Origin of the sequence: Streptomyces azureus, from assembly GCF_001270025.1 — a bacterium.
GTDB classification, from domain to species: Bacteria; Actinomycetota; Actinomycetes; order Streptomycetales; family Streptomycetaceae; genus Streptomyces; species Streptomyces azureus.
Genome location: NZ_DF968533.1, coordinates 183,733 through 208,670, shown reverse-complemented (window position 1 = coordinate 208,670; position 24,938 = coordinate 183,733). Strand labels below are relative to the sequence as shown.

Annotated in this window: 23 protein-coding genes and 1 pseudogene; 13 read left to right on the top strand and 11 right to left on the bottom strand. The window is 71.7% G+C overall.

Annotated features, from left to right (window positions below; translation table 11 throughout):
- Positions 1-2: 2 nt before the first annotated feature.
- The 4 genes from AOQ53_RS38895 to AOQ53_RS38880 are packed head-to-tail and all read right to left on the bottom strand — an operon-like array spanning position 3 to position 3,812.
- Complete coding sequence (locus tag AOQ53_RS38895; RefSeq protein WP_059424732.1) at positions 3-971, bottom strand: complex I subunit 1/NuoH family protein; 969 nt, start codon at positions 969-971, stop codon at positions 3-5.
- A complete protein-coding gene (locus AOQ53_RS38890; protein WP_059424731.1) occupies positions 968-2,794 on the bottom strand; it encodes an NADH-quinone oxidoreductase subunit C in 1,827 nt (608 codons plus the stop codon). The genes AOQ53_RS38895 and AOQ53_RS38890 overlap by 4 nt, the downstream gene beginning before the upstream one ends.
- Positions 2,791-3,414 (bottom strand): NADH-quinone oxidoreductase subunit B, encoded by a 624-nt coding sequence (locus AOQ53_RS38885; RefSeq protein WP_059424729.1) that lies wholly within the window; start codon positions 3,412-3,414, stop codon positions 2,791-2,793. Before AOQ53_RS38885 ends, AOQ53_RS38890 begins: the two co-directional genes overlap by 4 nt.
- A complete protein-coding gene (locus tag AOQ53_RS38880) occupies positions 3,405-3,812 on the bottom strand; it encodes an NADH-quinone oxidoreductase subunit A (protein WP_059424728.1) in 408 nt (135 codons plus the stop codon). The genes AOQ53_RS38885 and AOQ53_RS38880 overlap by 10 nt, the downstream gene beginning before the upstream one ends.
- A 239-nt stretch (positions 3,813-4,051) precedes the next feature.
- On the opposite strand from AOQ53_RS38880, the gene AOQ53_RS38875 reads away from it, so the two are divergent.
- The 5 genes from AOQ53_RS38875 (at position 4,052) to AOQ53_RS38855 (ending at position 11,101) form a co-directional block, all read left to right on the top strand.
- The gene (locus AOQ53_RS38875; protein ID WP_059424726.1) at positions 4,052-5,272 is read left to right on the top strand and encodes a sensor histidine kinase; all 1,221 of its coding nucleotides are present in this window, start codon (positions 4,052-4,054) and stop codon (positions 5,270-5,272) included.
- Positions 5,273-5,586: 314 nt separating this feature from the next.
- On the top strand, positions 5,587-6,948 hold the full coding sequence (locus AOQ53_RS38870; RefSeq protein WP_059424723.1) for a sensor histidine kinase: 1,362 nt from the start codon (positions 5,587-5,589) through the stop codon (positions 6,946-6,948).
- Between the two features lie 269 nt (positions 6,949-7,217).
- Positions 7,218-7,877, top strand: a complete 660-nt coding sequence (locus tag AOQ53_RS38865) for a response regulator transcription factor (RefSeq protein WP_330219386.1) — start codon at positions 7,218-7,220, stop codon at positions 7,875-7,877.
- A gap of 223 nt (positions 7,878-8,100) precedes the next feature.
- Complete coding sequence (locus AOQ53_RS38860; RefSeq protein ID WP_059424720.1) at positions 8,101-10,029, top strand: 2-oxoacid:acceptor oxidoreductase subunit alpha; 1,929 nt, start codon at positions 8,101-8,103, stop codon at positions 10,027-10,029.
- Positions 10,022-11,101, top strand: coding sequence for a 2-oxoacid:ferredoxin oxidoreductase subunit beta (locus AOQ53_RS38855; RefSeq protein ID WP_059424718.1), 1,080 nt, complete (start codon positions 10,022-10,024; stop codon positions 11,099-11,101). Before AOQ53_RS38860 ends, AOQ53_RS38855 begins: the two co-directional genes overlap by 8 nt.
- Positions 11,102-11,120: 19 nt before the next feature.
- On the opposite strand, the gene AOQ53_RS38850 is transcribed toward AOQ53_RS38855, so the two are convergent.
- Positions 11,121-11,519 carry a winged helix-turn-helix transcriptional regulator gene (locus tag AOQ53_RS38850; protein WP_059424716.1) on the bottom strand — a complete coding sequence of 133 codons (399 nt, stop codon included), beginning with the start codon at positions 11,517-11,519 and terminating at the stop codon, positions 11,121-11,123.
- Between the two features lie 91 nt (positions 11,520-11,610).
- On the opposite strand from AOQ53_RS38850, the gene AOQ53_RS38845 reads away from it, so the two are divergent.
- Together AOQ53_RS38845 and rarD are read left to right on the top strand one after the other, a co-directional pair.
- Entirely contained in the window at positions 11,611-12,465 is an 855-nt protein-coding gene (locus tag AOQ53_RS38845) for an SDR family oxidoreductase (protein ID WP_059424714.1), read from the top strand.
- Positions 12,466-12,658: 193 nt separating this feature from the next.
- Positions 12,659-13,609 (top strand): EamA family transporter RarD, encoded by a 951-nt coding sequence (gene rarD / locus AOQ53_RS42505; RefSeq protein WP_408055230.1) that lies wholly within the window; start codon positions 12,659-12,661, stop codon positions 13,607-13,609.
- Between the two features lie 80 nt (positions 13,610-13,689).
- Here rarD and AOQ53_RS38830 read toward each other — a convergent pair.
- Positions 13,690-14,769, bottom strand: a pseudogene (locus AOQ53_RS38830) (MFS transporter); the annotation flags it as partial.
- 168 nt (positions 14,770-14,937) lie between these two features.
- Here AOQ53_RS38830 and AOQ53_RS38825 point away from each other — a divergent pair.
- Positions 14,938-15,393: a winged helix-turn-helix transcriptional regulator gene (locus tag AOQ53_RS38825; protein WP_059424708.1), complete on the top strand. Its 456-nt coding sequence runs from the start codon at positions 14,938-14,940 to the stop codon at positions 15,391-15,393.
- A gap of 13 nt (positions 15,394-15,406) precedes the next feature.
- Here the strand turns inward: AOQ53_RS38825 and AOQ53_RS38820 are convergent, their stop codons facing one another.
- Entirely contained in the window at positions 15,407-16,030 is a 624-nt protein-coding gene (locus AOQ53_RS38820; RefSeq protein WP_059424707.1) for a CGNR zinc finger domain-containing protein, read from the bottom strand.
- A gap of 21 nt (positions 16,031-16,051) precedes the next feature.
- On the opposite strand from AOQ53_RS38820, the gene AOQ53_RS38815 reads away from it, so the two are divergent.
- Together AOQ53_RS38815 and AOQ53_RS38810 are read left to right on the top strand one after the other, a co-directional pair.
- On the top strand, positions 16,052-16,525 hold the full coding sequence (locus AOQ53_RS38815; RefSeq protein ID WP_059424705.1) for a VOC family protein: 474 nt from the start codon (positions 16,052-16,054) through the stop codon (positions 16,523-16,525).
- 159 nt (positions 16,526-16,684) lie between these two features.
- Positions 16,685-17,632 carry a M28 family metallopeptidase gene (locus tag AOQ53_RS38810; protein ID WP_059424703.1) on the top strand — a complete coding sequence of 316 codons (948 nt, stop codon included), beginning with the start codon at positions 16,685-16,687 and terminating at the stop codon, positions 17,630-17,632.
- Between the two features lie 6 nt (positions 17,633-17,638).
- Here the strand turns inward: AOQ53_RS38810 and AOQ53_RS38805 are convergent, their stop codons facing one another.
- Positions 17,639-18,955: a tetratricopeptide repeat protein gene (locus tag AOQ53_RS38805; protein ID WP_059424701.1), complete on the bottom strand. Its 1,317-nt coding sequence runs from the start codon at positions 18,953-18,955 to the stop codon at positions 17,639-17,641.
- A gap of 160 nt (positions 18,956-19,115) precedes the next feature.
- On the opposite strand from AOQ53_RS38805, the gene AOQ53_RS38800 reads away from it, so the two are divergent.
- The 3 genes from AOQ53_RS38800 to AOQ53_RS38790 all read left to right on the top strand — a co-directional run bounded on the left by AOQ53_RS38800 (position 19,116) and on the right by AOQ53_RS38790 (position 21,504).
- Positions 19,116-19,619 (top strand): DUF6668 family protein, encoded by a 504-nt coding sequence (locus tag AOQ53_RS38800; RefSeq protein ID WP_059424699.1) that lies wholly within the window; start codon positions 19,116-19,118, stop codon positions 19,617-19,619.
- Between the two features lie 5 nt (positions 19,620-19,624).
- Positions 19,625-20,779 (top strand): amidase, encoded by a 1,155-nt coding sequence (locus AOQ53_RS38795; protein ID WP_078945705.1) that lies wholly within the window; start codon positions 19,625-19,627, stop codon positions 20,777-20,779.
- A gap of 143 nt (positions 20,780-20,922) precedes the next feature.
- Positions 20,923-21,504: a flavodoxin family protein gene (locus tag AOQ53_RS38790; protein ID WP_059424697.1), complete on the top strand. Its 582-nt coding sequence runs from the start codon at positions 20,923-20,925 to the stop codon at positions 21,502-21,504.
- A gap of 67 nt (positions 21,505-21,571) precedes the next feature.
- Here AOQ53_RS38790 and AOQ53_RS38785 read toward each other — a convergent pair whose 3' ends face one another.
- The 3 genes from AOQ53_RS38785 to AOQ53_RS38775 form a co-directional block, all read right to left on the bottom strand.
- Positions 21,572-22,450, bottom strand: a complete 879-nt coding sequence (locus tag AOQ53_RS38785; RefSeq protein WP_059424695.1) for an ABC transporter permease — start codon at positions 22,448-22,450, stop codon at positions 21,572-21,574.
- Positions 22,437-23,423, bottom strand: coding sequence for an ABC transporter ATP-binding protein (locus tag AOQ53_RS38780; RefSeq protein ID WP_059424693.1), 987 nt, complete (start codon positions 23,421-23,423; stop codon positions 22,437-22,439). The genes AOQ53_RS38785 and AOQ53_RS38780 overlap by 14 nt, the downstream gene beginning before the upstream one ends.
- Positions 23,424-23,512: 89 nt before the next feature.
- Positions 23,513-24,760, bottom strand: coding sequence for a LolA family protein (locus AOQ53_RS38775; protein WP_059424692.1), 1,248 nt, complete (start codon positions 24,758-24,760; stop codon positions 23,513-23,515).
- Positions 24,761-24,938 lie beyond the last annotated feature (178 nt).

Sequence of the window (24,938 nt, the reverse complement as noted above, 5' to 3'; positions counted from 1 at the left end):
GGTTACTGGATCACCACCTTGACGATGCCGGTGAGGGCGATCTGGGCGAGGGAGAGGGGGACGAGGAGGGTCCAGGACAGTTTCTGGAGCTGGTCCTCGCGCAGGCGGGGGTAGGTGACGCGCAGCCAGATGACGACGAAGGCGAGGACGGCGGCCTTCAGCAGGGTCCAGACCCAGCCGAGGCCGTCGGCGCCCCAGGGGCCGTGCCAGCCGCCCAGGAAGAGGACGGTGGTCAGTCCGCACAGGACGACGATTCCGGCGTACTCGGCGAGGAGGAACAGGGCGAAGCGGAGGCCGGTGTACTCGGTGTACGCGCCGAAGATGATCTCCGAGTCGGCGACGGGCATGTCGAAGGGCGGGCGCTGGAGTTCGGCGAGGCCGGCGACGAAGAAGACGATCGCGCCGACGATCTGCCAGGGCAACCACCACCACTCGAAGGCGTCGAGGATGCCGGGGATCGAGACGGTGCCGGCCGCCATCGCCACCGAGGCGGCGGTCAGGAGCATCGGCAGTTCGTAGGCGAGGAGCTGGGCGGCGGTGCGGAGGCCGCCGAGGAGGGAGAACTTGTTCGCGGACGCCCAGCCGGCCATGAGCGAGCCGAGGACGCCGACGCCCATGATGGCCAGGACGAAGAAGATGCCGGCGTCGATGACCTGGCCGACGGCTCCCTCGTCCGGGCCGATGGGGATGGCGAGCAGGACGAGGAGGTAGGGCAGGAGGGCGACGGCGGGGGCCAGTTGGAAGATGCGGCGGTCCGCGCCCGCGGGGACGACGTCCTCCTTCTGCGCGAACTTCACGCCGTCGGCGATCAGCTGGGCCCAGCCGTGGAAGCCGCCGGCGTACATGGGGCCGAGGCGGCCCTGCATGTGGGCCATCACCTTGTGTTCGGTCTGGCCGATGATCAGGGGGAAGGTGAGGAAGACCACGAACACGATCAGGAGTCGCAGGATGACGTCGAGCACGTCGTTCACCGCGGGCCTCCTGCGGGGTCTTCGGGGTTGTCGGTGGGCTGCCGGTTGTTCGCCGGTTCCGGAGTGTCGGGGGTGTCCGAGGGCTCGGGACCGTCCGCGGGGACGGGGGTGTCCGAGGGCTCGGGACCGTCCGCGGGGGCGGGGGTGTCCGAGGGCTCGGGGTTTTCCGGGCTGCTCGATGTCTCCGAGTTGTCGGGCGACTTGCCGCTGTCCGTCGGCTTCGGGGTGTCCGGTGATTCCGGGGGGGTGTTCGAGGTCTTGGAGTCACCCGGCGGCTCGGGAGTCGGCAACGGTCCGGCCTCGGGCGACGGCTCGGGAGCCGGTTCGTCGAAGGCCGGGCGGGCGTGGTGCCAGGGGGCGTCCGTGCTGCGCGGGGGTCGCGAAGCCCTCCCGGGCCGGCTGTCGCCGGGTTGGGACGCGGCACGCTGGTCGGCGGGGCCCTCCGATGCGCTGCGCGTCCGGCGCGGGCCGGTAGGGGCACCTGGCTGCGTCCGCTGCGACGCCGAGCCGTCACTCACGCTTCGCGCCCGGCGCGGCTCCGCCGAGGTGGTCGGGGACCCTGGCTCAGTGGCCGACGGCCCCGGCTCAGTGGCCGACGGCTCCGGCTCGGTGGCCGGCGGCCGGGAGCCGGTCGCGGTCGCCGCTGGTTCGGATTCGGTCGCCTGGGATTCGGTGCCGGAGGTCGAGGATTCAGGGTCGGTGGATGTCTGGCTTGCCGAGCCCTCGGCCGCTGTGCGGGTACGGCGCGGTGCGGTCGGCGACCCGGAGAGCGTGTCGCCCGTCGTGGCCTGACTGGCCGATCCCTCCGCCGCCGGGCCCTCCGCCGCCGAGCGGTCGCGACGCGGTCCCGTCGACGCCGCAGCAGCCGACTCCTCCGGCACGGTCTGGCTCGCCGAGCCCTCCGCGGCTGTCCGCGCACGGCGTGGGGCAGCCGGAGACGGAGTGCCCGCGTCGCCGGAAGCGGCCCGGCTGGCCGAGTCCTCTTCCACCGAGCGGTCGCGGCCCGGGGCAGCCGGAGACGGAGTACCGGCGTCGCCCGCAGCGGACTGACTCGCCGGGCCCGCCGCCGCCGAGCGGTCGCGGCGTGGGGCCGTCTGGGACGGAGTGCCCGTGTCACCGGCAGTGGACTGGCTTGCCGAACCCTCCGACGCCGAACGGGTCCGCCGCACCGGGCGTTCGCCCGCGGGGCGGGCGGCGCCTCGGGCCGGGCGGTCGCCGGCCGCGCGGCCGGCGCCGCGGGCCGGGGCCGGGGGGAGTTGGCCCTTCAGGGGGCCCCATTCGTTCGGGTCGGGGACGCCGGGGGGAAGCATCTGACGGCGCTTGGGGCCGCCGTGTTCCGACTCGCCGGGTTCCTTAGCGCCGGGCCAGGCCTTGGCGACGCGTGCGGCCAGGACGAAGTCCTTGCGCAGGGGGTGGCCTTCGAAGTTCTCGGGCAGGAGCAGGTGGTCCAGTGCCGGGTGGCCCTCGAAGGTGATGCCGAACATCTCGTGCGTCTCGCGTTCGTGCCAGGCGGCACCCGCGTAGACGTCGACGGCCGAGGGCAGGGCGGGGGCCTCGTGCGGGACCGTCGTACGCAGGAGGAGGCGCCGGAGCGGGGTCAGCGCGGCGACGTGGGCCGTGACGCGGAAGCCCGTGCCCGGTTCGTCGACCGCGCTCAGCCAGTCGAAGTACGTGCAGCCCAGCCGGTCGCGTGCGGCCTCCAGGGCGGAGATCCAGGTCGTCGGCGGTACGTCGACCGTCAGGACCTCGTACGACTCCTCGGCCGTGGCGTCCGTGCCGAAGAGTTCCTCGACATCGGCGGGGAGCCAGCCGACCGCGGTCATCGCCCCTCCCCCGGCGTCGAGTCGGAGGCCGGAGCCGGCGGTCGCACCAGGCCGCTCTGCAACGCCGCCGCCGAAGGCCGCCCCGCGCCCGTGCTGCCGTACCGCTCCCCCAGCGACTCGCGAGCGATCTTCTCCTGGAGCTTGAGGACGCCCTGGAGCAGTGCCTCGGGGCGGGGCGGGCAGCCGGGGACGTAGACGTCGACGGGGATGATCTGGTCGACACCCTTGGTGACGGAGTACGAGTCCCAGTAGGGGCCGCCACAGTTGCTGCACGCGCCGAAGGAGATGACGTACTTGGGTTCCGGCATCTGCTCGTAGAGGCGCTTCACCGCCGGCGCCATCTTGTCCGTGACCGTGCCCGACACCACCATCAGGTCGGCCTGGCGCGGGCCCGGCGCGAACGGGATGACGCCGAGCCGGATGAAGTCGTGGCGGGCCATCGAGGCGGCGATGAACTCGATCGCGCAGCAGGCGAGACCGAAGTTGAAGACCCAGAGCGAGTAGCGGCGGCCCCAGTTCAGGATCACCTTCATCGGCTCGGGCGCGAGACGCGCGAGGGCGCCGAGCCGCTTCGGCTCCGGAAGCAGCACGGGCTCGGGGCTGGAGGGGGTCACGTCCATGCCAGCACGCCCTTCTTGTATGCGTAGAGCAGGCCCACGGCCAGGAAGCCGAGGAAGATGAACATCTCCACCAGGGTCGTCGCGCCGTAGCCGGGGGCTGCGAACACGGTCGCCCAGGGGAAAAGGAAGATCGAGTCGACGGCGAAGATCACGTACAGGAACGCGTAGACGTAGTAGCGGACCTGGGTGTGGGCCCAGCCCTCGCCGACGGGGTCGACGCCGCACTCGTACGTCAGCAGCTTCTCGGGTGTGGGGACCACGGGCCGCAGCAGCCGGCCCGCCCCGAAGGCGACGGCGACGAACAGCACACCGACGACGGCTAGCAGCCCGACGACCGAATAGGACTGGAAGTAGTCCGCCGCGACGACGGTCGTGGTGACGACGGTCAGTTCCGGCACGTCCGTCCCTCGCTCCCTGAAACTCGGACTGGATCCTGCGACGATTCCGCGACTCCGGAGTACGGCCGGGAACCACGGACGCCGCCGTTCGACGATCTGTACGCACGGGAGTCTAGGCCCTGATAAAGGCAGGGTAAGCAGCCCGTCACGCCCTGGCATGCGGGGGTGGGGTTTACCTCAGTTGATCCTGGCGGTCTACCTCATGGCGCGGCTGCCCGCCGCCGGGCACGCTAACGCATATGACCGAACGCATTCCGTCCTCCGGCACGAGCACGGCCGACGCGGCGGCCGGGCAGGACGACCGCCCGCCGCCGCCCCGTCTCGCCTACGACCGGCACACCTGGAAGGAGATCGCGCACCTCCTGGCGAACCTCCCGGTCGCGCTGCTCGGATTCACCTACGTCGTGACGGTGCTGTTCACCAGCTTCGGGCTGACGATCACGGTGATCGGGTTCCCGCTGCTCGCGGCCGGGCTCATGGGCGCGCGGCTGCTGGGCCGGATGGAGCGGGCGAGGGCCAGGGCGCTGCTCGGGGTGCGGGTGGACGAACCGAGCCGGCTGCCGCTGCGCGGCGCGGGCGGCCTGCTCCCGCGATTGTGGATGTCGCTGAAGGACCCGGTGGGCTGGCGCACGGTGCTGTACGAGTTCATCCGGCTGCCGTGGGGCGTCCTCACCTTCACCATCACACTGACCTCGCTGTTCGTGCTGTGGCCCGTGCTGCCGTTCGTCGCGCGGGGCCTGGCCAACGCCGACCGGGCCATGGTGCGCGCTTTGCTGTCCCCCTCCGACGAGCTGGAGCGGCGCATCGCCGAGCTGGAGTCGGACCGGGGGGTCGTGGTCGACACGGCCGCCGCCGACCTGCGGCGCATCGAGCGGGATCTGCACGACGGGGCGCAGGCCCGGCTGGTCAACCTGGCCATGGGGCTGGGCCTGGCGAAGGAGAAGGTGCTGGAGGACCCCGACGCGGCGGCGGCAATGGTCGAGGAGGCGCACGGCGAGGTGAAGCTGGCGCTCCAGGAACTGCGCGACCTGGCCCGCGGCATCCACCCGGCGGTGCTGACCGACCGTGGTCTGGACGCGGCCCTGTCCGCGGTCTCCTCGCGCTGCACGGTCCCGGTCAAAGTGACGGTCGACCTGCCGGCGCGGCCGGCCGCGGCCATCGAGGGCATCGCCTACTTCACCGTCTCGGAGCTGCTCCAGAACGTCAGCAAGCACAGCGCGGCGAGGTCGGCCTCGGTGGATGTGTGGCGGACGAACGACCGGCTGCTCATCCAGGTCTGGGACGACGGCCGCGGGGGCGCGAGCCTCGACGGCGGTACGGGGATGAAGGGCCTGGCAGAGCGGCTGGACGCCGTCGACGGGCTGTTCGTGCTGGAGTCGCCCGAGGGCGGCCCGACGACCGTCACGGCCGAACTGCCCTGGCGCGACCGCACGGACGCCGCCGGCCCGGACAACCGCTAAGTCCTGCCACCGACCAGGTCCTGTCGCCGCAGGCCTGGGGCCGGCGGCCGGAGGCGGGGCCGTGGCCGCAGGCGCGGGGCCGGTGGCCGACCACGCGGACCGGAGGCCGCAGGCACGGGCTGAAGGCCGACCACGCGGACCGGTGGCCACACACGCCGGCCGAAGGCCGCAGGCGCATGGTCGGTGGTCGCACGTGCGGGGTAGGGAAAACCCCCCGTCCAAGACGCCGACGGACTCCATGGTCCGCCGACTTGCGGCGGAGCAGGGTGGAGGTACGAGGGGACAGCCGCAGGACGAGGAGAAGGACGACGCCGATGGCCACGGAGTACGGACAGGGGTACGGGTTCGACGGCAGGCCCGGGTTCCCCGGGAGCACCGAGCGGCGGCACCGGCTGCCCGCCGCGCTGCGGGCGCCGGTCGAGGGCCGCACCTGGCGCGAACTCGGCCATGTGCTGCTCAGCCTGCCGATCAGCATCCTGCTGTTCACCTACGCGGTCACGATGGTGTCACTGGGGGCGGGACTGCTGGTGACGTTCCTCGGCATACCGGTGCTGGCGGCGGCGCTCGCCGGGTGCCGCGGCCTCGGGGCGCTGGAGCGGGCGCGAGCGCGGACGCTGCTGGGCATGGAGGTGGCCGACCCGGAGCCGCTGCGGATGAAGAAGCCCGGCGCCATGGCGTGGATGGGGGCCGTCCTCAAGAGCGGCGCCTCCTGGCGGGCCCTGCTGTACGCGGTGCTGCATCTGCCGTGGGCGGTGTTCTCGTTCGTCGTCGCCGTGAACGTCTGGGTGCTGGGCTGGGCGCTGCTGACGTACCCGGTGTGGTTCTGGGTGCTCCCGATGTACGCCGGTCAGGACGGGATCCAGCTGTACGGCGACGAGACGCACCAGGTGTACCTGGACAACCCCTTCGAGATCACGGTGACCGCGCTGGTGGGGCTGCTGTTCACGATCGCCGCGCCGTGGATCGTACGGGCGCTGACGATGGTGGACCGGCTGCTGGTGCACGGGCTGCTCGGGCCGTCACGGCTGGCTTCGCGGGTGGTGGAGCTGGAGTCGGACCGGGGCGTCGTGGTCGACACGGCGGCGGCCGACCTGCGGCGCATCGAGCGGGATCTGCACGACGGGGCGCAGGCGCGGCTGGTGGCGCTGGCCATGGATCTGGGGCTGGCGAAGGAGAAGCTCCAGGAGGATCCGGAGGAGGCCGTGCGGATGGTGGACGAGGCGCACGGTGAGGTGAAGACGGCGTTGCAGGAGCTGCGGGACCTGGCCCGGGGGATCCACCCGGCGGTGCTGACGGACCGGGGGCTGGACGCGGCGCTGTCGGCGGTGGCGTCGCGATGCACGGTGCCGGTGCAGGTCGAGGTCGATCTGGTGGAGCGGCCGGCGCCGGCCATCGAGGGGATCGCGTACTTCACGGTGTCGGAGCTGCTCCAGAACGTCAGCAAGCACGCGCGGGCGACCTGGGCCGGCGTGGAGGTGTGGCGGACGGAGAACCGGCTGATGCTCCAGGTCGTGGACAACGGTGTGGGCGGGGCCGACACATCCCGGGGATCGGGGCTGGCGGGGCTGGCGGAGCGGTTCGACGCGGTGGACGGGATTCTCGTGGTGGACTCGCCGGCGGGCGGGCCGACCCGGGTGACCGCGGAATTGCCGTGGCGGGGCGCGCACGTGAGGTGACCTTCGTTCGAGGGGGTGGCAGGGGCTGAGCCCCTGCCACCCCCTGAGGCTCCGCCCCCTGTGCCCGGCCTGGGATCTCCGCCCCTTGACACGGCCTTCGCCCTCCCCGCCCCCGAATCGCCGGATCGATCGGACAACAAGCCTGTCCAACCCCCATCCGGCGCCGGATCCTGAAATGCTGGGCCCGTCGCACGGGTGGGCGCGGAGCCGTTGTTGGCTGCGGACGGGCGACGTCGGGCTGTGGGGGGCCGAACATCGTGGAGGACAGGGTGCGGGTGGTCATCGCCGAGGATTCAGTGCTGCTCAGGGAGGGCCTGACTCGGTTGCTGACCGACCGGGGGCACGACGTCGTCGCCGGGGTCGGTGACGGCGAGGCGCTGATCAAGACCATCACGGAGCTGGACGCGCAGGGCGAGCTGCCGGACGTCGTGGTCGCCGATGTGCGGATGCCGCCCACGCACACCGACGAGGGGGTGCGGGCCGCGGTGCAGTTGCGCAAGGCGCACCCGGGGCTCGGCGTGCTGGTGCTGTCCCAGTACGTGGAGGAGCGCTACGCCACGGAGCTGCTCGCGGGGTCCAGCCGGGGCGTCGGCTATCTGCTGAAGGACCGGGTGGCCGAGGTGCGTGAGTTCGTTGACGCGGTGGTGCGGGTGGCCGAGGGCGGGACGGCCCTCGACCCGGAGGTCGTCGCGCAGCTGCTGGGCCGCAGCCGTAAGCAGGACGTGCTCGCGGGGCTGACCCCGCGGGAGCGTGAGGTGCTGGGGCTGATGGCGGAGGGGCGGACGAACTCGGCGATCGCCCGGCAGCTCGTGGTCAGCGACGGGGCGGTCGAGAAGCACGTCAGCAACATCTTCCTGAAGCTGGGGCTCTCCCAGAGCGAGGGGGACCACCGCCGGGTGCTGGCCGTGCTGACGTACCTGAATTCCTGACCGGACGACCAGTCCCCGACCGAACCACGGGACGGGCGCGGAGCGTCTCGGAGGACAGCACCGGTGATCGGAAACAGGACAAGTCAGGCCGCGAGATCGTCTCAAAGTCGTGTCCAACATGCGAATGACCCGCAGAAGGCGACCTCTGCGGTCGTAGTGTTGATCCTGGGAAGGCCTGCGGGAAGGCCCTCCCGGACAGCCGCCTCGAGGGAGGTCCAGTTCAGTGACCAGCCAGGTCAGTAGCCCAGCGGAGCAGGCCGACGAAGCAGTCGTAGGAGAGCAGCGCAAAGCGGCGGGCGCGAAGGACGTTCGCCGCCTCGACCGGGTGATCATCAGGTTCGCGGGGGACTCGGGTGACGGTATGCAGCTCACCGGTGACCGTTTCACCTCGGAGACCGCGTCGTTCGGCAACGACCTGTCGACGCTGCCGAACTTCCCGGCCGAGATCAGGGCGCCCGCCGGGACCCTGCCGGGCGTGTCGTCCTTCCAGCTGCACTTCGCCGACCACGACATCCTCACGCCCGGTGACGCGCCGAACGTGCTGGTGGCGATGAACCCGGCCGCGTTGAAGGCGAACATCGGCGACCTGCCGCGCGGCGCGGAGGTGATCGTCAACACGGACGAGTTCACCAAGCGCGCGATGCAGAAGGTCGGCTACGACACCAGTCCGCTGGAGGACGGGTCACTGGACGGCTACCAGGTCCACCCCGTGCCGCTGACGACGCTGACGGTGGAGGCGCTGAAGGAGTTCGACCTGTCCCGCAAGGAGGCCGAGCGCAGCAAGAACATGTTCGCGCTGGGCCTGCTGAGCTGGATGTATCACCGGCCCACCGAGGGCACGGAGAGATTCCTCCGCTCGAAGTTCGCGAAGAAACCCGATATCGCGGCGGCCAACATCGCCGCGTTCCGGGCCGGCTGGAACTTCGGCGAGACCACCGAGGACTTCGCCGTCTCCTACGAGGTCGCCCCGGCGGCCACGGCGTTCCCGCCGGGCGTCTACCGCAACATCTCCGGCAACCTCGCCCTGTCCTACGGCCTGATCGCCGCGTCCCGGCAGGCGGATCTGCCGCTGTACCTGGGGTCGTACCCGATCACGCCGGCCTCGGACATCCTGCACGAGCTGAGCAAGCACAAGAACTTCGGGGTGCGGACCTTCCAGGCCGAGGACGAGATCGCCGGTATCGGAGCGGCCCTGGGCGCGGCCTTCGGCGGTTCGCTGGCCGTGACCACCACCTCCGGCCCGGGTGTGGCGCTGAAGTCGGAGACCATCGGCCTGGCGGTCTCGCTGGAGCTGCCGCTGCTGGTGGTGGACATCCAGCGCGGTGGCCCGTCGACCGGTCTGCCCACCAAGACCGAGCAGGCGGACCTGCTCCAGGCGATGTTCGGGCGCAACGGCGAGGCCCCGGTCCCGATCGTCGCGCCCCGTACGCCGGCGGACTGCTTCGAGGCGGCTCTGGAGGCGGCGCGGATCGCGCTGACGTACCGCACGCCGGTGTTCCTGCTGTCCGACGGTTACCTGGCCAACGGCTCCGAGCCGTGGCGCATCCCGGACCTGGAGGAGCTGCCGGACCTGCGGGTGCAGTTCGCGCAGGGGCCGAACCACACGCTCGACGACGGCAGCGAGGTGTTCTGGCCGTACAAGCGCGACCCGCAGACCCTGGCCCGCCCGTGGGCGATCCCGGGCACGCCGGGTCTGGAGCACCGGATCGGCGGCATCGAGAAGGAGGACGGCACGGGCAACATCTCCTACGCCCCGGCCAACCACGACTTCATGGTGCGCACCCGCCAGGCGAAGGTGGACGGCATCGAGGTCCCCGACCTCGACGTGGACGACCCGCACGAGGCGAACCTGCTGGTCCTGGGCTGGGGATCGACGTACGGGCCGATCACGGCCGCGGTGCGGCGGCTGCGCCGGGCCGGGGAGTCGATCGCGCAGGCCCACCTGCGCCACCTCAACCCCTTCCCGAAGAACCTGGGCGCGGTCCTCGAGCGTTACGACAAGGTGGTGATCCCCGAGATGAACCTCGGGCAGCTCGCCACGCTCATCCGGGCGAAGTACCTGGTGGACGCCCGCTCGTACACCCAGGTCAACGGTATGCCGTTCAAGGCGGAACAGCTCGCCACGGCTCTGAAGGAGGCCATCGATGGCTGAGACGTCCACACAAGGCACGGGCACCATCGAGGCGCTTTCCCTCGTCCCCAAGGCCGAGGGCAGGCAGTCGATGAAGGACTTCAAGTCGGACCAGGAGGTGCGCTGGTGCCCCGGCTGCGGCGACTACGCCATCCTCGCCGCGGTGCAGGGCTTCATGCCCGAGCTGGGGCTGGCGAAGGAGAACATCGTCTTCGTCTCGGGCATCGGCTGCTCCTCCCGCTTCCCGTACTACATGAACACCTACGGGATGCACTCCATCCACGGCCGCGCCCCCGCCATCGCCACCGGCCTCGCCTCCTCGCGCCGCGACCTGAGCGTGTGGGTGGTCACGGGTGACGGTGACGCGCTGTCCATCGGCGGCAACCACCTCATCCACGCCCTGCGCCGCAACGTCAACCTCAAGATCCTGCTGTTCAATAACCGGATCTACGGTCTGACCAAGGGCCAGTACTCGCCGACCTCCGAGGTCGGCAAGATCACCAAGTCGACGCCGATGGGTTCGCTGGACGCGCCCTTCAACCCGGTGTCGCTGGCGATCGGCGCGGAGGCGTCGTTCGTGGCGCGGACGGTCGACTCCGACCGCAAACACCTGACGGAGGTGCTGCGCCAGGCCTCCGCCCACCAGGGCACGGCCCTGATCGAGATCTACCAGAACTGCAACATCTTCAACGACGGCGCCTTCGACGCCCTGAAGGACAAGCAGCAGGCCGAGGAGGCCGTGATCCGGCTGGAGCACGGCAAGCCGATCCGCTTCGGCAGCGACCTGGCCAAGGGCGTCGTACGGGACCCGGTGACCGGTGACCTGAAGGTGGTCGCGGTGACGCCGGACAACGAGGACCAAGTGCTCGTCCACGACGCGCACGCCGAGTCCCCGACCACGGCGTTCGCGCTGTCCCGCCTCGCCGACCCGGACACCCTGCACCACACCCCGATCGGTGTTCTGCGCTCCGTCGACCGGCCCGTCTACGACACTCAGATGGCCGACCAGCTGGACCACGCCATCGAGCAGCACGGCAAGGGCGACCTGGCCGCGCTGCTGGCGGGCGGCGACACCTGGACGGTCGTCGGCTGAGCACGGCCACGTCGTACGGCTACGAGGCCCGGGACTGCTGGGAAGCGGCCCGGGCCTCGTCGTACGCCCGGCGTGCCTTCTCCACGTCGTCCATGCGCCGGTGCGTCCACTGTGAGAGGGCCCGAACCTGCTCGGCGGCCTCGCGGCCCAGGCCGGTGAGGGAGTAGTCGACGCGGGGCGGGATCACGGGCTTGGCGTCGCGGTGGACGAGGCCGTCGCGCTCCAGGGTCTGGAGCGTCTGCGTGAGCATCTTCTCGCTGACGCTCCGGCCCCCGTCATGGCTGATCGCCCGGCGCAGCTCGCTGAACCGGTACGGGCGGTCCAGAAGCTCGATCAGCACGAGCACGCCCCAGCGGCTGGTGACGTGCTCCAGCACCAGCCGGTACGGGCACAGGGCCTCGCCATCACTTACTGCCATGCCAGTACCTTACTTCAAAGTGGGTACTTTCCAAGAGTTAGCGCGGTTCCTAGGGTTAGTGTCATCGCACCCCACAAGGAGAGTCAGCCACATGAGCATCATCGTCACCGGAGCCACCGGAAATCTCGGCCGTCACGTCGTGGAGCAGCTGCTGGAGAAGGTCCCCGCCGGGCAGATCACCGCGGTCGTCCGCAACGCGGAGAAGGCCGCCGACTTCGCGGAGCGCGGTGTGAAGATCGCGCTGGCCGACTACAACGCGCCCGCGTCCTTCGACGGCCTCTTCTCCGCCGGCGACAAGGTGCTGCTGGTCTCCGGCAACGAGTTCGACAAGGGCCGTGTACAGCAGCACAAGGTCGTCATCGACGCCGCCAAGGCGGCCGGTGTGGCCCTGCTCGCCTACACCAGCGCCCCGGGCACGCTGACCGCCGCACTCGCCGACGACCACCGCGGCACCGAGGAGCTGCTGCTGGACTCCGGCGTGCCCTACACCCTGCTGCGCAACGGCTGGTACCACGAGAACTACACCGAGAACCTCGCCCCGGTGCTGGAGCACAACGCGGTCGTGGCCGCCGCCGGTGAGGGCAAGGTCTCCTCCGCCGCCCGTGCGGACTACGCCGCTGCCGCCGTCGCCGTGCTGACCGGCGAGGGGCACGAGAACAAGACGTACGAGCTGGGTGGCGACACCCCCTGGAGCTTCGCCGAGTACGCGGCCGAGCTGAGCCGCCAGACCGGCAAGGCGATCACCTACAACCCGGTCTCGACCGAGGTGCTCACCGGGATCCTGACCGGCGCCGGCCTCCCCGAGGCGCTGGCGCAGACGCTCGCGGGCGTGGACGCCTCCATCGAGAAGGGCGAGCTGGTCGTCTCCACCGGCGATCTGTCCCGGCTGACCGGCCGCCCGACCACCCCGTTCTCCGAGGCCATCGCCGCGGCGCTCAAGGGCTGAACTCCCCCGGCGGGCCCTTGAGCCGCCCCGCCCCCGGCTGTCATGACCGTATACCGATACGGGCATGACAGCCGGGGGCGCTCGGCGTTACCTTCGTGCACGCGGAACACCACGTACGGAGGAGGGGCTCGTGAGCGGCAAGCCGAGGGGTGAGCGGCACATAGGACTGCTGAACGGCTTCGCGGCCTACGGGATGTGGGGCCTCGTCCCGCTGTTCTGGCCCCTGCTGAAACCCGCCGGGGCGATGGAGATCCTGGCCCACCGGATGGTGTGGTCGCTGATCTTCGTGGGCGCCGCCCTGCTCGTGCTGCGCCGCTGGGCCTGGGCCGGCGAGCTGCTGCGGCAGCCGCGCAGGCTGGGCCTCGTGGCGGTCGCCGCGACCTTCATCACCCTCAACTGGGGCCTGTACATCTGGTCCGTGAACTCCGGGCACGTCGTCGAAGCGTCGCTCGGGTACTTCATCAACCCGCTGGTCACCATCGCGATGGGTGTGCTGCTGCTGAAGGAGCGGCTGCGGCCGGTGCAGTGGCTGGCGGTCGGGACCGGTGGCGCGGCGGTCGTCGTGCTGACCGTCGGCTACGGCCGGCCCCCGTGGATCTCCCTCGGCCTCGCCTTCTCCTTCGCCACGTACGGACTGGTGAAGAAGAAGCTGAACCTGGGCGGCGTGGAGTCGCTGGCCGCCGAGACCGTGGTCCAGTTCCTGCCCGCACTCGGCTTCCTGGTGTGGCTGACCGCGCGGGGCGACTCCACCTTCACCACCGAGGGCGCGGGGCACGCGGCACTGCTCGCCTCGGCCGGGATCGTCACCGCGCTGCCCCTGGTCTGCTTCGGCGCGGCCGCCATCCGCGTGCCCCTGTCCACGATCGGCCTGTTGCAGTACCTGACGCCGGTCTTCCAGTTCCTGCTCGGCGTCTTCTACTTCCACGAGGCGATGCCGCCGGAGCGCTGGGCCGGGTTCTCGCTGGTGTGGCTGGCACTGACACTGCTCACCTGGGACGCCCTGCGCACCGCCCGCCGGGCCTCCCGCGCGCTCACCACCGAGAGGAACGCGCCCAGCACCGCCAGGACGACCGGAACGGTCAGCGCCGCACGGAACGCCGACAGCGTGGCCTCGGGCCCGGACCCGGTGGACGCCAGGCCGTAGACCGCGGTCACCGCCGAGATGCCGATCGCGGAGCCGAACTGCGTGGCGGTGGTCAGCAGCCCGCCGGCCAGACCCTGCTGCGACTCGGCGACCCCGTCCGTCGCCGCGATCGTCAGCGGCCCGTAGGCCAGGGCGAACGCCAAGCCCGAGAGGAACAGGGTGGGGAACATCGCGGCGTAGGACCACTCCATGCCGACCGGCAGGAACAGCGCGTACGCGATCACGGCCAGGACGAAGCCGCCGACGATCACCTGGGCATTGCCGAAGCGGGCGACCAGTCTCGGGGTGAGCGTCGGGGCGAGGACGGCGTCGACGCCCATGACGATCAGGGCGACCGCCGTCATGAGGGGCGACCAGCCGCGCAGTTCCTGGAGATAGAGCGTGACGACGAACTGGAAACCGAAGAAGGCGCCGAGGAACAGCAGCGCTCCCAGGTCGGCGCGCACGACCGCGCCCTGGCGCAGGATGCCGAGACGGACGAGCGGATCCGGGCTGCGGCGTTCGACCACGACGAAGGCAGCGGCCAGGGCGAGCGCCGCGAGACCGGAGATCACGGTGAGCGGCCAGTCGTGCAGGCCGTGTTCGAGGCGTATGACGGTGTAGGCGGCCAGCAGCATGGCGCCGGTGGCGGTGATCACGCCGGGCAGGTCGAACCCGCGCCGGTGCGCGGGCGGGCGGTCCTGCCGGGGCACCAGACGTACGGCCGCGACGAGCAGCGCCGCGGCCAGCAGTACCGGCGCGAAGAACACCCAGCGCCAGCCGAGCTGGGTGAGCAGACCGCCGATGACCAGGCCGAGGGAGAAGCCGGCCGCGCCCGTGCCGGCGAAGACCAGCAGGGCCTTGTTGCGCTTGGGGCCCTCCGCGTACGAGGTCGTGATCAGGGAGAGCGCGGCCGGGGTCATGAACGCGGCGGCGACACCCGTGACGAACCGGGCGACGACCAGCATCCAGCCCTCGGTCGCGAAGCCGCCGAGCCCCGAGAAGGCGAGGAAGACGGCCAGCCAGAAGAGGAACATCCGCCGCCGCCCGAGCAGGTCGGCCGCCCGGCCGCCCAGCAGCGTGAAGCCGGCGTAACCGAGCACATAGCCGCTCATCACCCAGGCCGCGGTGTCGGTGGCCAGCCCGAGGTCGGAGCGGATGGCCGGGATCGCCACCGCCATCATCGCGACGTCGATGCCTTCGAGGAAGATCGTTCCGCAGAGGACGAACAGCAGCGCCCAGGCACGGGTGCCCATGAGTCAACACTCCTTGCGTAAGGGTCGGTTACGCGAGTGAGGGTCGGTTCCCTCTTGTAACCACGACCACTCTGCGGGCAGCAGCGAGAGACTATGGAAGAAGGCACTTCGAAGTCACCGAGTAATTGCGAGAGCACCGTGGACTACGGCGACGCGGATCCCTTCCAGTGGGACACCCGCGAGGACTGCCAGGTCCGGCAGATCCTCGACCGGATCGCCGACAAGTGGTCGCTGCTCGTCATCGCGCTGCTGGAGAACCGGCGGCTGCGCTTCACCGAGCTGCGCCGGGAGATCGACGGGGTCAGCCAGCGGATGCTGACGGTGACCCTGCGGTCGCTGGAGCGGGACGGCCTGGTGAAGCGGACGGTGCACCCGGTGGTGCCGCCGCGGGTCGAGTACGAACTGACCTCCCTCGGAAGGACGCTGCACGCCACCATCCAGTCCCTGGTGACCTGGACGGAGCGGCACCAGGAGGAGATCGCGGCGGCCCGCACCGCGTACGACGCCCGCGAGGCGGAGGCGCGGGCCGCGGCGGTTACGGCGTCCTAGCGGGACGCGGCGGCTACGGCGTCCTGGGAGCCTGGCGGGACCGGTGCGCCCGGGCCTTCTCGCGGTTGCCGCAGTGCTCCATCGCGCACCAGCGGCGGCGGCCCGGACGGGAGGTGTCGACGAAGAGCAGGTAGCAGTTGTGGGCGCCGCACTCGCGGACGCGGTGTGCGTAGGGGCCGGTGAACAGGTCGATGGCGTCCCGGGCGACCGTGGAGAGCAGGTGGGCTCCGGTGGCGCCCGGGGCCCAGGCGCGGGTGCCGCCCGGCTCGATGCGGGCGATCAGCGGAGGTCCTGCCGCGGCGGCGTTGACGACGTCCAGGTGGGCGGCCCCCAGCGGGCGGCCGTGGGCGCGGTCGGCGGCGAGCGGGAACACGGCGTCGCGCAGGGTGCGCACGCGCTCCAGCTCGTCCTCGGTGACGGTGATGTCCAGGCCGTCCGGGAGGCGGCTGCGCGCGGTCCAGGCGACCAGGTCGGCGGGCTCGTGCAGCACCTCGTAGCGCGCGAACCGACCGGGGCCGCCCGTCGTCAGCAGCTCCAGGCACAGGGCGCCGGGGTCGAAGCGGTAGGCCTTCCCCTGGTGCGAGACCAGCGTCAGGCCGGGTGTCCGGTTCGGCGTTTCCCTTGCGCGTCCACTCATGTAACCACTATAACCGGTTACATGACACCGACTCCGGCATCACCCGCCCCCCTGCACTGGAAGATCGTCATCGACGCGAACGAGCCGCACGCGCAGGCCGACTTCTGGGCCGCCGCCCTCCGGTACGAGGTCGAGGACAACAGCGCCCTCATCGAGAAGCTGCTCGGTTTTGGTGCCATGCCGGAGGAGCTCACGGTCGAGTTCCACGGCCGCCGCGCCTTCCGGGACCTGATCGCCGTACGGCACCCCGAGGACCCGTTCGAGGAGGAGAGCGGGACCGGGCAGGGGCGGCGGCTGCTGTTCCAGCGGGTGCCGGAGGCGAAGACGGTCAAGAACCGGCTCCACCTCGATCTGCACCCGGGCGAGGGGCGGCGCGAGGAGGAGGTCGCACGGTTGGAGGGGCTCGGTGCGCGTGTGCTGCGGCGGGTGGCGGAGCAGGGCGGCGAGTGGGTCGTGATGGCGGACCCGGAGGGGAACGAGTTCTGCGTGCAGTGACCTTCCCGTGAGCGCCGGCGGCCCGGTTCACCTCAACGCCGTGGCTTGATCCATGTCTTGACGGAGAGTCAGTAGCAGCTTCACCATCCAGGCACCCCATTCACTGTGGGCTGCCTGTGGACACCCCACGGGCTTCCCGAAGGAAGTCGGAGCCCCCACATGAAGCTCTCCGTCTCCGCGCGTGCCGTGGCAGCCGGTGCCGTGGCTACCGCCATGCTCCTGACCGGCGGGGCCGTGGCGGACGCCGCGTCCGCTCCCCCGAGACCGGCCGCCGCGCCCGACATACCCCTGGCGGGCGTCAAGGCCCACCTGTCCCAGCTCCAGTCCATAGCCACTGCCAACGGCGGCAACCGCGCGCACGGCCGCCCCGGCTACAAGGCCTCGCTCGACCACATCAAGGCCAAGCTGGACGCGGCCGGATACACCACCGCGGTCCAGCAGTTCACCGCCTCCGGCCGCACCGGCTACAACCTGATCGCCGACTGGCCCGGCGGCGACGCGAACCGGGTCGTGATGGCCGGCTCGCACCTCGACAGCGTCTCCTCCGGGCCCGGCATCAACGACAACGGCTCCGGCTCGGCCGCCGTCCTGGAGACCGCGCTCGCCGTGTCCCGGGCGCAGTACAAGCCCGCCAAGCACCTGCGGTTCGCCTGGTGGGGCGCGGAGGAAGTCGGCCTGGTCGGCTCCCGCCACTACGTCAACCGGCTGGCCACCGGGGACCGTTCGAGGATCAGCGCCTACCTGAACTTCGACATGATCGGCTCCCCGAACCCCGGCTATTTCGTCTACGACGACGACCCGGCGATCGAGAAGACCTTCAAGGAGTACTTCGCCGGCCTCGGCGTCCCGACCGAGATCGAGACCGAGGGCGACGGCCGCTCCGACCACGCGCCCTTCAAGAGCGCGGGTGTGCCGGTGGGCGGCCTGTTCACCGGGGCGAGCCGGACGAAGACGGCGGCGCAGGCGGCCAAGTGGGGCGGCACGGCCGGGCGGGCCTTCGACCGCTGCTACCACTCCTCCTGCGACACCACCGCCAACATCGACGACACCGCCCTCGACCGCAACAGCGACGCCGTGGCGCACGCGGTGTGGGAGCTGTCGCAGTAACGGCGCCTACTGGTTGCGGGCGCGTTCGGTCAGGCGGCCCATGCGGGCGCGGGCCGACTCCAGTTGCTCGATCTCCTCGACGGCGGGGCCTTCCTCTGCGGCGAGTTCGGTCCACAGCCCGATCAGGTCCCGGCCCAGCTCCAGTCCCACAGCCGGGTCACGCACCGCGCGCCAGGCGGTGGCCGCACTCTGCACGTTGCCGTAGGCGGCCTCCGCGTCGCCCGAGCGGCGGCGGGCACCGGCCAGGTCGAGGGACAGCCGGAAGGCACGGATCGGATCGCCCGCCAAGTAGGCGACGTAGGCCGTGAGTTCGCGCAGCCGGAGCACCTCGGGGTGCTCCGGCCCGAGCGTCCCCGACACCTCCGCGACGGTCTGGTCCGCAAGCCCGAGGGCCGCCTCGATCCGGCCCTCCTTGACGGCCTCGTTGATCCGCGCGATCGGCTCCGCGATGAGGGCGGGGGTACCCGGTCCGCCGAGGGGTTCGTCGCCGAGCACCGCCTCCGCGACGGCGTCGAAGCCCCGGACGGGAGTCGGCTTGGCGTCGGCTTCGGCCGCGAGCAGCTCCGCTTCGGACATCGGCTCGGGCTCGCGCCTGCGGTTCGGACCCGGGCCTGTTCCGGGGACGGGGAGCGGCCTGACGTCCATGAGCGGAGGCGGCCCGAACTCGCCCGTCGGGGGTGCGACGGTGCCGGGGGGTGCGGCCGGGCCCGGTGGTGTGTCCCCCGGCTGGGGGTGTGGCGCCTCCGGTGCGGCTCGCGGCTCGAACGCCGGTGGGGGCGGATCGGCCGGCTGCTGCTCGGGCCCCGCCCGCAGCGGGAACGTCGGGGCCGTGCCACGGCCGGGCTCCGGTACGGGGCGCAGGACGTGCGTGGCCCTGTCGTCCTGCGGGTGCTGCCGCTCCGGCGCGGGCGGCGGGGCGGGCGGCTCCGTCACGGCACCCGCCGCAGGCGCTTCCGCGGCGGCGGCGTCCTCCGGCGGCGCCGTGCGGACCGGCTCGGCGGTGAAACGGCTGGAACCGTCCGGGTCGACCTGGAGCGGCACGACGTAGCCGATGCGCTCGTCGTGGACCGTGGCGAGGATGGGATGGCCGGTGGCGAGGGCGATGTGGTGAAGGCGGTTCAGGACGGCCTGCTGGATCTCCTCGCCGGGGGCCGCGAAGACGGGGACACCGCCGACCGACGCGCCGTCGGAGACACCCCCCGCGCCGGCTCCCGCCAGGTCCGTTCCGGCCCCGGGGACGCGGACGTCGATCGGCGCCGCCCGGGTCGCCGCGTGTGCGGCCTGCTTCTGTTCCCGCTTCTTCTCGCGGCTGAGTCGAGCCATCGTCCCCTCATTCGGCGTCGTACACCTAGTGTCGAGTGTGTCCGCTCGCTCCGGTTCCTCACGTCACCGCGGTGTCACAGGCTCGTCCCAAGGGTTCCTGGTCCCGGCATGGATCGTTCCGGATGGCATGAGGATCGAGAGTACGAGGGAGGAGAGGGGCATGCAGACAGGCATGCGACAGGGGCCGGAGATCTGGATCCGCGGCCCGGTGACCATCCAGGAGCCAGGGGCGCCGGGGCCCGCTCACGCCCAGGCCGCGGCACGGCGTTTCTCCTGGGTCGGCACCCACGGCGGCGCGGGCGTCTCCACCCTCGCCGCGGTCTACGGCGGTCATGACAGCGGCCGCGCCTGGCCCGGTCCGGGCGAGCCGGCATCGGTGCTGCTGGTCGCGCGGACGCACGCGGCCGGGCTGGACACGGTCGCCGGGGCGGTGGAGATCTTCCGGCGCGGTCAGGCCCCGCCCGGGCTGGACCTCGTCGCCGTCGTCCTCGTGGCGGACGCTCCGGGCCGGCTGCCGCGTCCGCTCGCCCAGCGGGTCAGGTCCCTGGAGTCGGTCATCGACGTGTACCGCGTGCCGTGGGTGCCGGCCTGGCGACTGGGCGAGCTGGGGCATCCGCCGCGTGAGACCTCGGCCCTGGTCCGGCTGACGGGAGCGGCGCGCTGACGGCGGTGCCCCTGTCGGCCGGGGAGATCGCGGCGGGCGTGCGGGCCCGGGAGCTGCGCGCGGTCGACGTGGTCGCGGCGGCGCTGGAGCGGATCGAGCGGGCCGATCCGGAGCTGTGCGCGTTCGTCGAGGTGTGGCACGAGGAGGCGCTGCGGCGGGCGGGCGAGGTGGACGCGCGCCTCGGCCGGCGGGCCGGGGATGTCCCCCGAAAGAGGGAAGCGCTACCGCTCGCCGGGGTGCCGGTCGCCGTGAAGGGGCGGCACGGGCTGCGTACGGCGGGGCCGCTGCTCGCGGCCGGTTGTGTCGCCGTGGGCGCGACCTCCGTGCCCGGGCCGGGGACGTCCTGGCAGACCTGGGGGCTCGGCGCTCGTGGCCGGACGGTCAATCCGTGGCGGGCGGACCGTACGCCGGGCGGCTCGTCGGCCGGGGCCGCGGTGGCGGTGGCGGCAGGGCTGGTGCCGCTGGCGACGGGCAGCGACGGAGCCGGTTCGGTGCGGATCCCGGCGGCGTGGTGCGGGGTGACCGGCCTGAAGACCACGGCCGGGCGGCTGCCCTCCGCCGACCGTACGGGGCTCGCCGTGCAAGGTGTGATCGCCCGCTCGGCGTCGGACGCGGCGAGCTGGTGGCGGGTGGTGTCGGAGGAACCGGTGCCGACCGGCACGCCTGTGCCCGTGACCGCCGTCTGGTCGTCCGACCTGGGTTTCGCCGGGCCCGATCCGGAGCCCGTCGCGCTCGCCCGGGCGGCGGTCGAACGGCTCGTGGCGGCGGGTGTCGTACGGCTCGTTCGGCCGCGGGCGCCGCTGCGGCTCCTGGACCCCGGGCCCGCCTGGCTCGCCCTGCGCACGCACGGTGCCGATCGGGGCGAAGCCCACCGTGTCCGGGCGGAGAACGACCGGCGGCTGGCCGGACTGTTCGCCGAAGCGGAGCTGCTGCTGACGCCGACCACACCCACCGCACCGCACGGACACGACGGCCCGGGCGACCGCTACTCCACCTCTCTCACCTGGGCGTTCAACCTCAGCGGGCATCCTGCGCTGAGCCTCCCGGCGGGCTTCGGCGGTGACGGCTGCCCGGCCGGGCTGCACCTGGTGGCGCCGCACGGCCGGGAAGCGCTGCTGCTGGCCGTGGCACGGGAGGCGGAGGTGCGCGTCGGGAGCTGACGGGCGGCCCTGGCGGATGGGGCGACTCAGGCGGACGACGGGCAGCCTTGGCGGACGACGGGCACCCCTGGCGGATTTGGTTGCACGCGCATATGATGCATGCGCGTGCAATTGATGTGCGCCTACCTTCTGGGGGGACACCAATGACCCGTCGCTTCCTCTTCGTCCTGGGCAGTGCCCGTGCCGACGGCAACACCGAGCTGCTCGCCCGCCGGGCCGCCGAGCAACTGCCCCCGGACGTCGAACAGCAGTGGATCGACCTCGCCGAGCATCCGGTGCCCGACTTCGAGGACCTGCGGCACGACAGCGACCACGTCCGCCCGGCCGAGGGCAACCTGGCGCTGCTCCTCGACGCCACCCTCGCGGCCACGGACATCGTGATCGCCTCGCCCCTGTACTGGTACTCGGTCTCCGGACAGACCAAGCGCTACCTGGACTACTGGTCGGGCTGGCTGCGCACGCCCGGCCTCGACTTCAAGGCGACCCTGACCGGACGCACCCTGTGGGGCGTCACCGCGCTCGCGCACAGTCAGCCGGAGGTGGCCGACCCGCTGGTCGGGACGCTCAACAACTCGGCCGCGTACATGGGGATGCGGTTCGGCGGGGTGCTGCTCGGCAACGGCAGCAAGCCGGGTGACGTGCTGAACGACACCGAGGCACTCGCCCGCGCGAAGACGTTCTTCGAGCAGGAGGCGCCACTGGCCCGGTTCGTGTACGAGGACTGAGTGCTGCGAGGGCTGAGTGCTGGGAGGGCTGAGTGCTGGGAGGGCTGAATGTTTCGAGGACCGAGCGCTACGCGGTGATGTCCTTCGTCGTGAAGCGCGCCCAGGCCGCCGAGCCGAACACCACCGCGTACAGGGCCTGGAGGCCGAGGTTCTTCGTCAGGTCGTCCCAGTAGACGGGCTCGCGCATGAGGTCGGCGAAGGACAGCCAGTAGTGCGAGAAGAAGTACGGCTGGAGGGCGTGCAGTTGCGGGATCTGGTCGAGGATCTGGACCGTGATCAGCAGGCCGACGGTGGTCGCCATCGCCGCGATGCCGCTGCCCGTGAGCGTCGAGACGAACAGCCCGAGCGCGGCGACGCCGATCAGTGACGCGGCGACGGCCAGGGCGATCAGCAGAGCTCTGCCCAGACCCTCGGCGAAGCTGATCTGTGTGCCGGAGATGGTCGTCAGGTCGCCGAGCGGGAACAGCAGCGCACCGACCGTCAGCGCGGAGACGGCCACGACAAGGGTGGCGGCCAGGCAGAAGATGACGACGGTCGCGTACTTGGTGAGCAGCAGGCGGCTGCGGCCGGCCGGGGCGACCAGCAGATAGCGGAGGGTGCCGGCGTTCGCCTCGCCGGCGATCGCGTCGCCCGCGACGACCCCGATCGCCATCGGCAGGAAGAACGGGAGGGTGGCGGCCAGCGCGGTGAAGACGAGGAACAGGCCGTTGTTGGTGATCTGCGAGATGAAGGCAGGTCCCCCGCCGCCGCCACCGCCGGGCGACGAACCGTCGCTCGTCTCGATCTTGATGGCGATGCCGACCAGGACGGGCACACCCGCCAGCACGGCGAGCAGCGCGAGGGTGCGCCAGCGCCGGAAGGTGGTGGTGAGCTCGCTGCGCAGCAGCCCGAAGGTCCACAGCGGGCTCACCGGCCGTACGGTCTGCCCGACTTCAGCCCGTGACATCGAAGCCCTCCCCGGTCAGCGCCACGAACGCGTCCTCCAGCGAGGCCCGTTCGACCGTGAAGCCGCGTACCCGCACACCGGCCGTCACCAGCGCGGCGTTCACGTCGGCGAGGTCGCTCTCCGGAGGTTCGCCGGTCACCCGGTCGTCCGTGACGACGACGTCGCCGACGCCCTGCTCCTTCAGCACCCGGGCCGCTTCCGCCGGGTCCGGCGTGGTCACCACCAGCCGGCCGCGCGCCCCGGCGGACAGCTCGGCGACCGGGCCCTGGGTGATCAGACGCCCCTGCGTCATCACAGCCGCGTGCGTGCAGACCTGCTCGATCTCGTCGAGCAGGTGGGAGGAGAGGAAGACGGTCGTGCCGTCCGAGGCCAGTTCCCGTATCAGGGTGCGGATCTCGCGCATGCCCTGCGGGTCGAGGCCGTTGGTCGGCTCGTCGAGCACGAGCAGCCGGCGTGGCTGGAGCAGCGCGGCCGCGAGGCCCAGGCGCTGTTTCATGCCCAGCGAGTACGCCTTGGCCTTCTTGCCCGCGGCGGCCGTCAGGCCCACCCGGTCCAGCGCGGCGGCGACCCGGGCCTTCCGGGTGCGCGGATCGGCGGCCGGGTCGGCGGAGTCGTACCGGATCAGGTTGTCGCGGCCGGAGAGGAAGCCGTACAGGGCCGGGCCCTCGATGAGGGCGCCGACGTGCGGCAGCACGGCGCGGGTGGCCAGGGGCATGGGCTGCCCGAGCACCCGTGCCGTGCCGGACGTCGGCTCGATGAGGCCCATCAGCATGCGGATGGTGGTGGTCTTGCCGGAGCCGTTGGGCCCGAGGAAGCCGAAGACGCTGCCCGCCGGGACGGTCAGGTCGAGGCCGTCGACGGCGAGCTGTCCGCCGCGGTAGCGCTTGGTGAGCGCGCGGGTGGCGATGACCGGATCCCCGGCCTCGGCCCGCACATCGCTGTGCTCCGGCTCCGCGGCGGACGGTTCGCCCATCGGCTTCCTCGTTCTCTCGATGCCCGCTGCTCTCGATGCCCGGTGCTCTCAGTGCCCGGTGCTCTCGATACCCCGTGGCGGTACGGGACTTACTTCCCGGCGTCGGCCGCCTTCACGAGCGCGTCCTTGGTGACCATGCCCACGTAGACCTTGCCGTCGTCCGTGATCAGGGCGTTGACCAGGCGGGTGGAGAAGACCGTGCCCGAGCCGAACTTGCCGGTCACCTTGTCACCGAGCGAGTCCACGAAGCCGCCGAGGTCGCCGCCGGCCTCGCCGGAGGGCATGCCCTCGCCGCCGGTGTCGAAGGTGGCTATGGAGTTCCAGCCCTCGCCGATGGTCTTCATGCCGTCGAGGCCCTTGCCGAGGTCGTCCCCGGACTTCGGGGCGTGCTCGCGGGCCTCGGCGCCCTTGTCCGCCTTGCCGGAGGCCTTCCCCTCGGAGGAGGACTTGCCTTCGAAGTCCTTCTCCTCGGTGACCTTCGCGCCCTTGGGCGGGGTGAAGTCGAAGGTCGACGCGGCCGGCTTGGCGAAGCTGACCTGGGTGAAGCCCGCGTCGACGACGGCGGCGCCGCCGCCCGCCGGGGTCAGCGTGAACTTCAGCGGCATGCCGGTCTCGGCGTCCACGGCCACGCTGACCGCGCCGACCGTCGAGCCGGACTGCTTCGGCTTGATGACCAGCTTGTAGGCGTCCCGGCCGGCGACCTGGGCGGTGCCGTCCACGGTCACGGAGGTCGTGTCGTCGACGGCCTTCAGGGCCTCCTCGGCGAAGTCCTTCGGCGTGGCCGGCGGCTGCTCCTTCCCGTGCTCCGGGCTCTCCGAGGCGGTGCCGTGGAAGACCTCGTTCGACTTGCTGTCGTAGCCCCAGACGTCCTTGCCGTTGTGGACGAGGCTGTACTCGGCGGCGTTCTCCAGCAGCGACAGCTTCTGCTTGTCCGGGCCGTCGGCGGCGACGCGCAGGGTGTGCGTGCCGGAGGCCAGTTCCGTGAGCTTGGCCGTCGGGTCGGCGGAGGAGCCGCCCTCGCCCCGGCCCGCGGCGCCGGACATCAGGCTGCTCTCCAGGCCGCCGAGGTCCGGAAGGCCGAGGTCCGTGCTGATCTTGACCGTGCCGGACAGCTGCTGGACGTCCGACTTGGCGATCTTCTCGATGAGCTGCTGGGCGGTGATCTTCGGGAGGTCGGGGTCACCGGAGTCGGCGAGTGCGGGGACCAGCCCGATCGTCGCGGCCGCCACCCCCATCACCGTGACTGGGACGACGTACCGCGCGGCTTTGCGCCGCCCGGAGCGCTGCTCGTCGACCTCCCCGCCGGTCGTGCTGTCGTCGGATGCGTACGGTGCCATGTGTGCCCTACCTCCGTGGTCGGCGGCGGCTGTCCGTGTCGTCCACGCACTCGTCCCTGAGCCGCCATTCTCACCCGAACTGGTGAGGAGTGGTGTGTTCTCCGTGGTGTCCATCTGACCAAATCGGCCAGGGAGATACGTCAGACCCCGGGCTCAACTCCACGTACTGCTGCGGTAT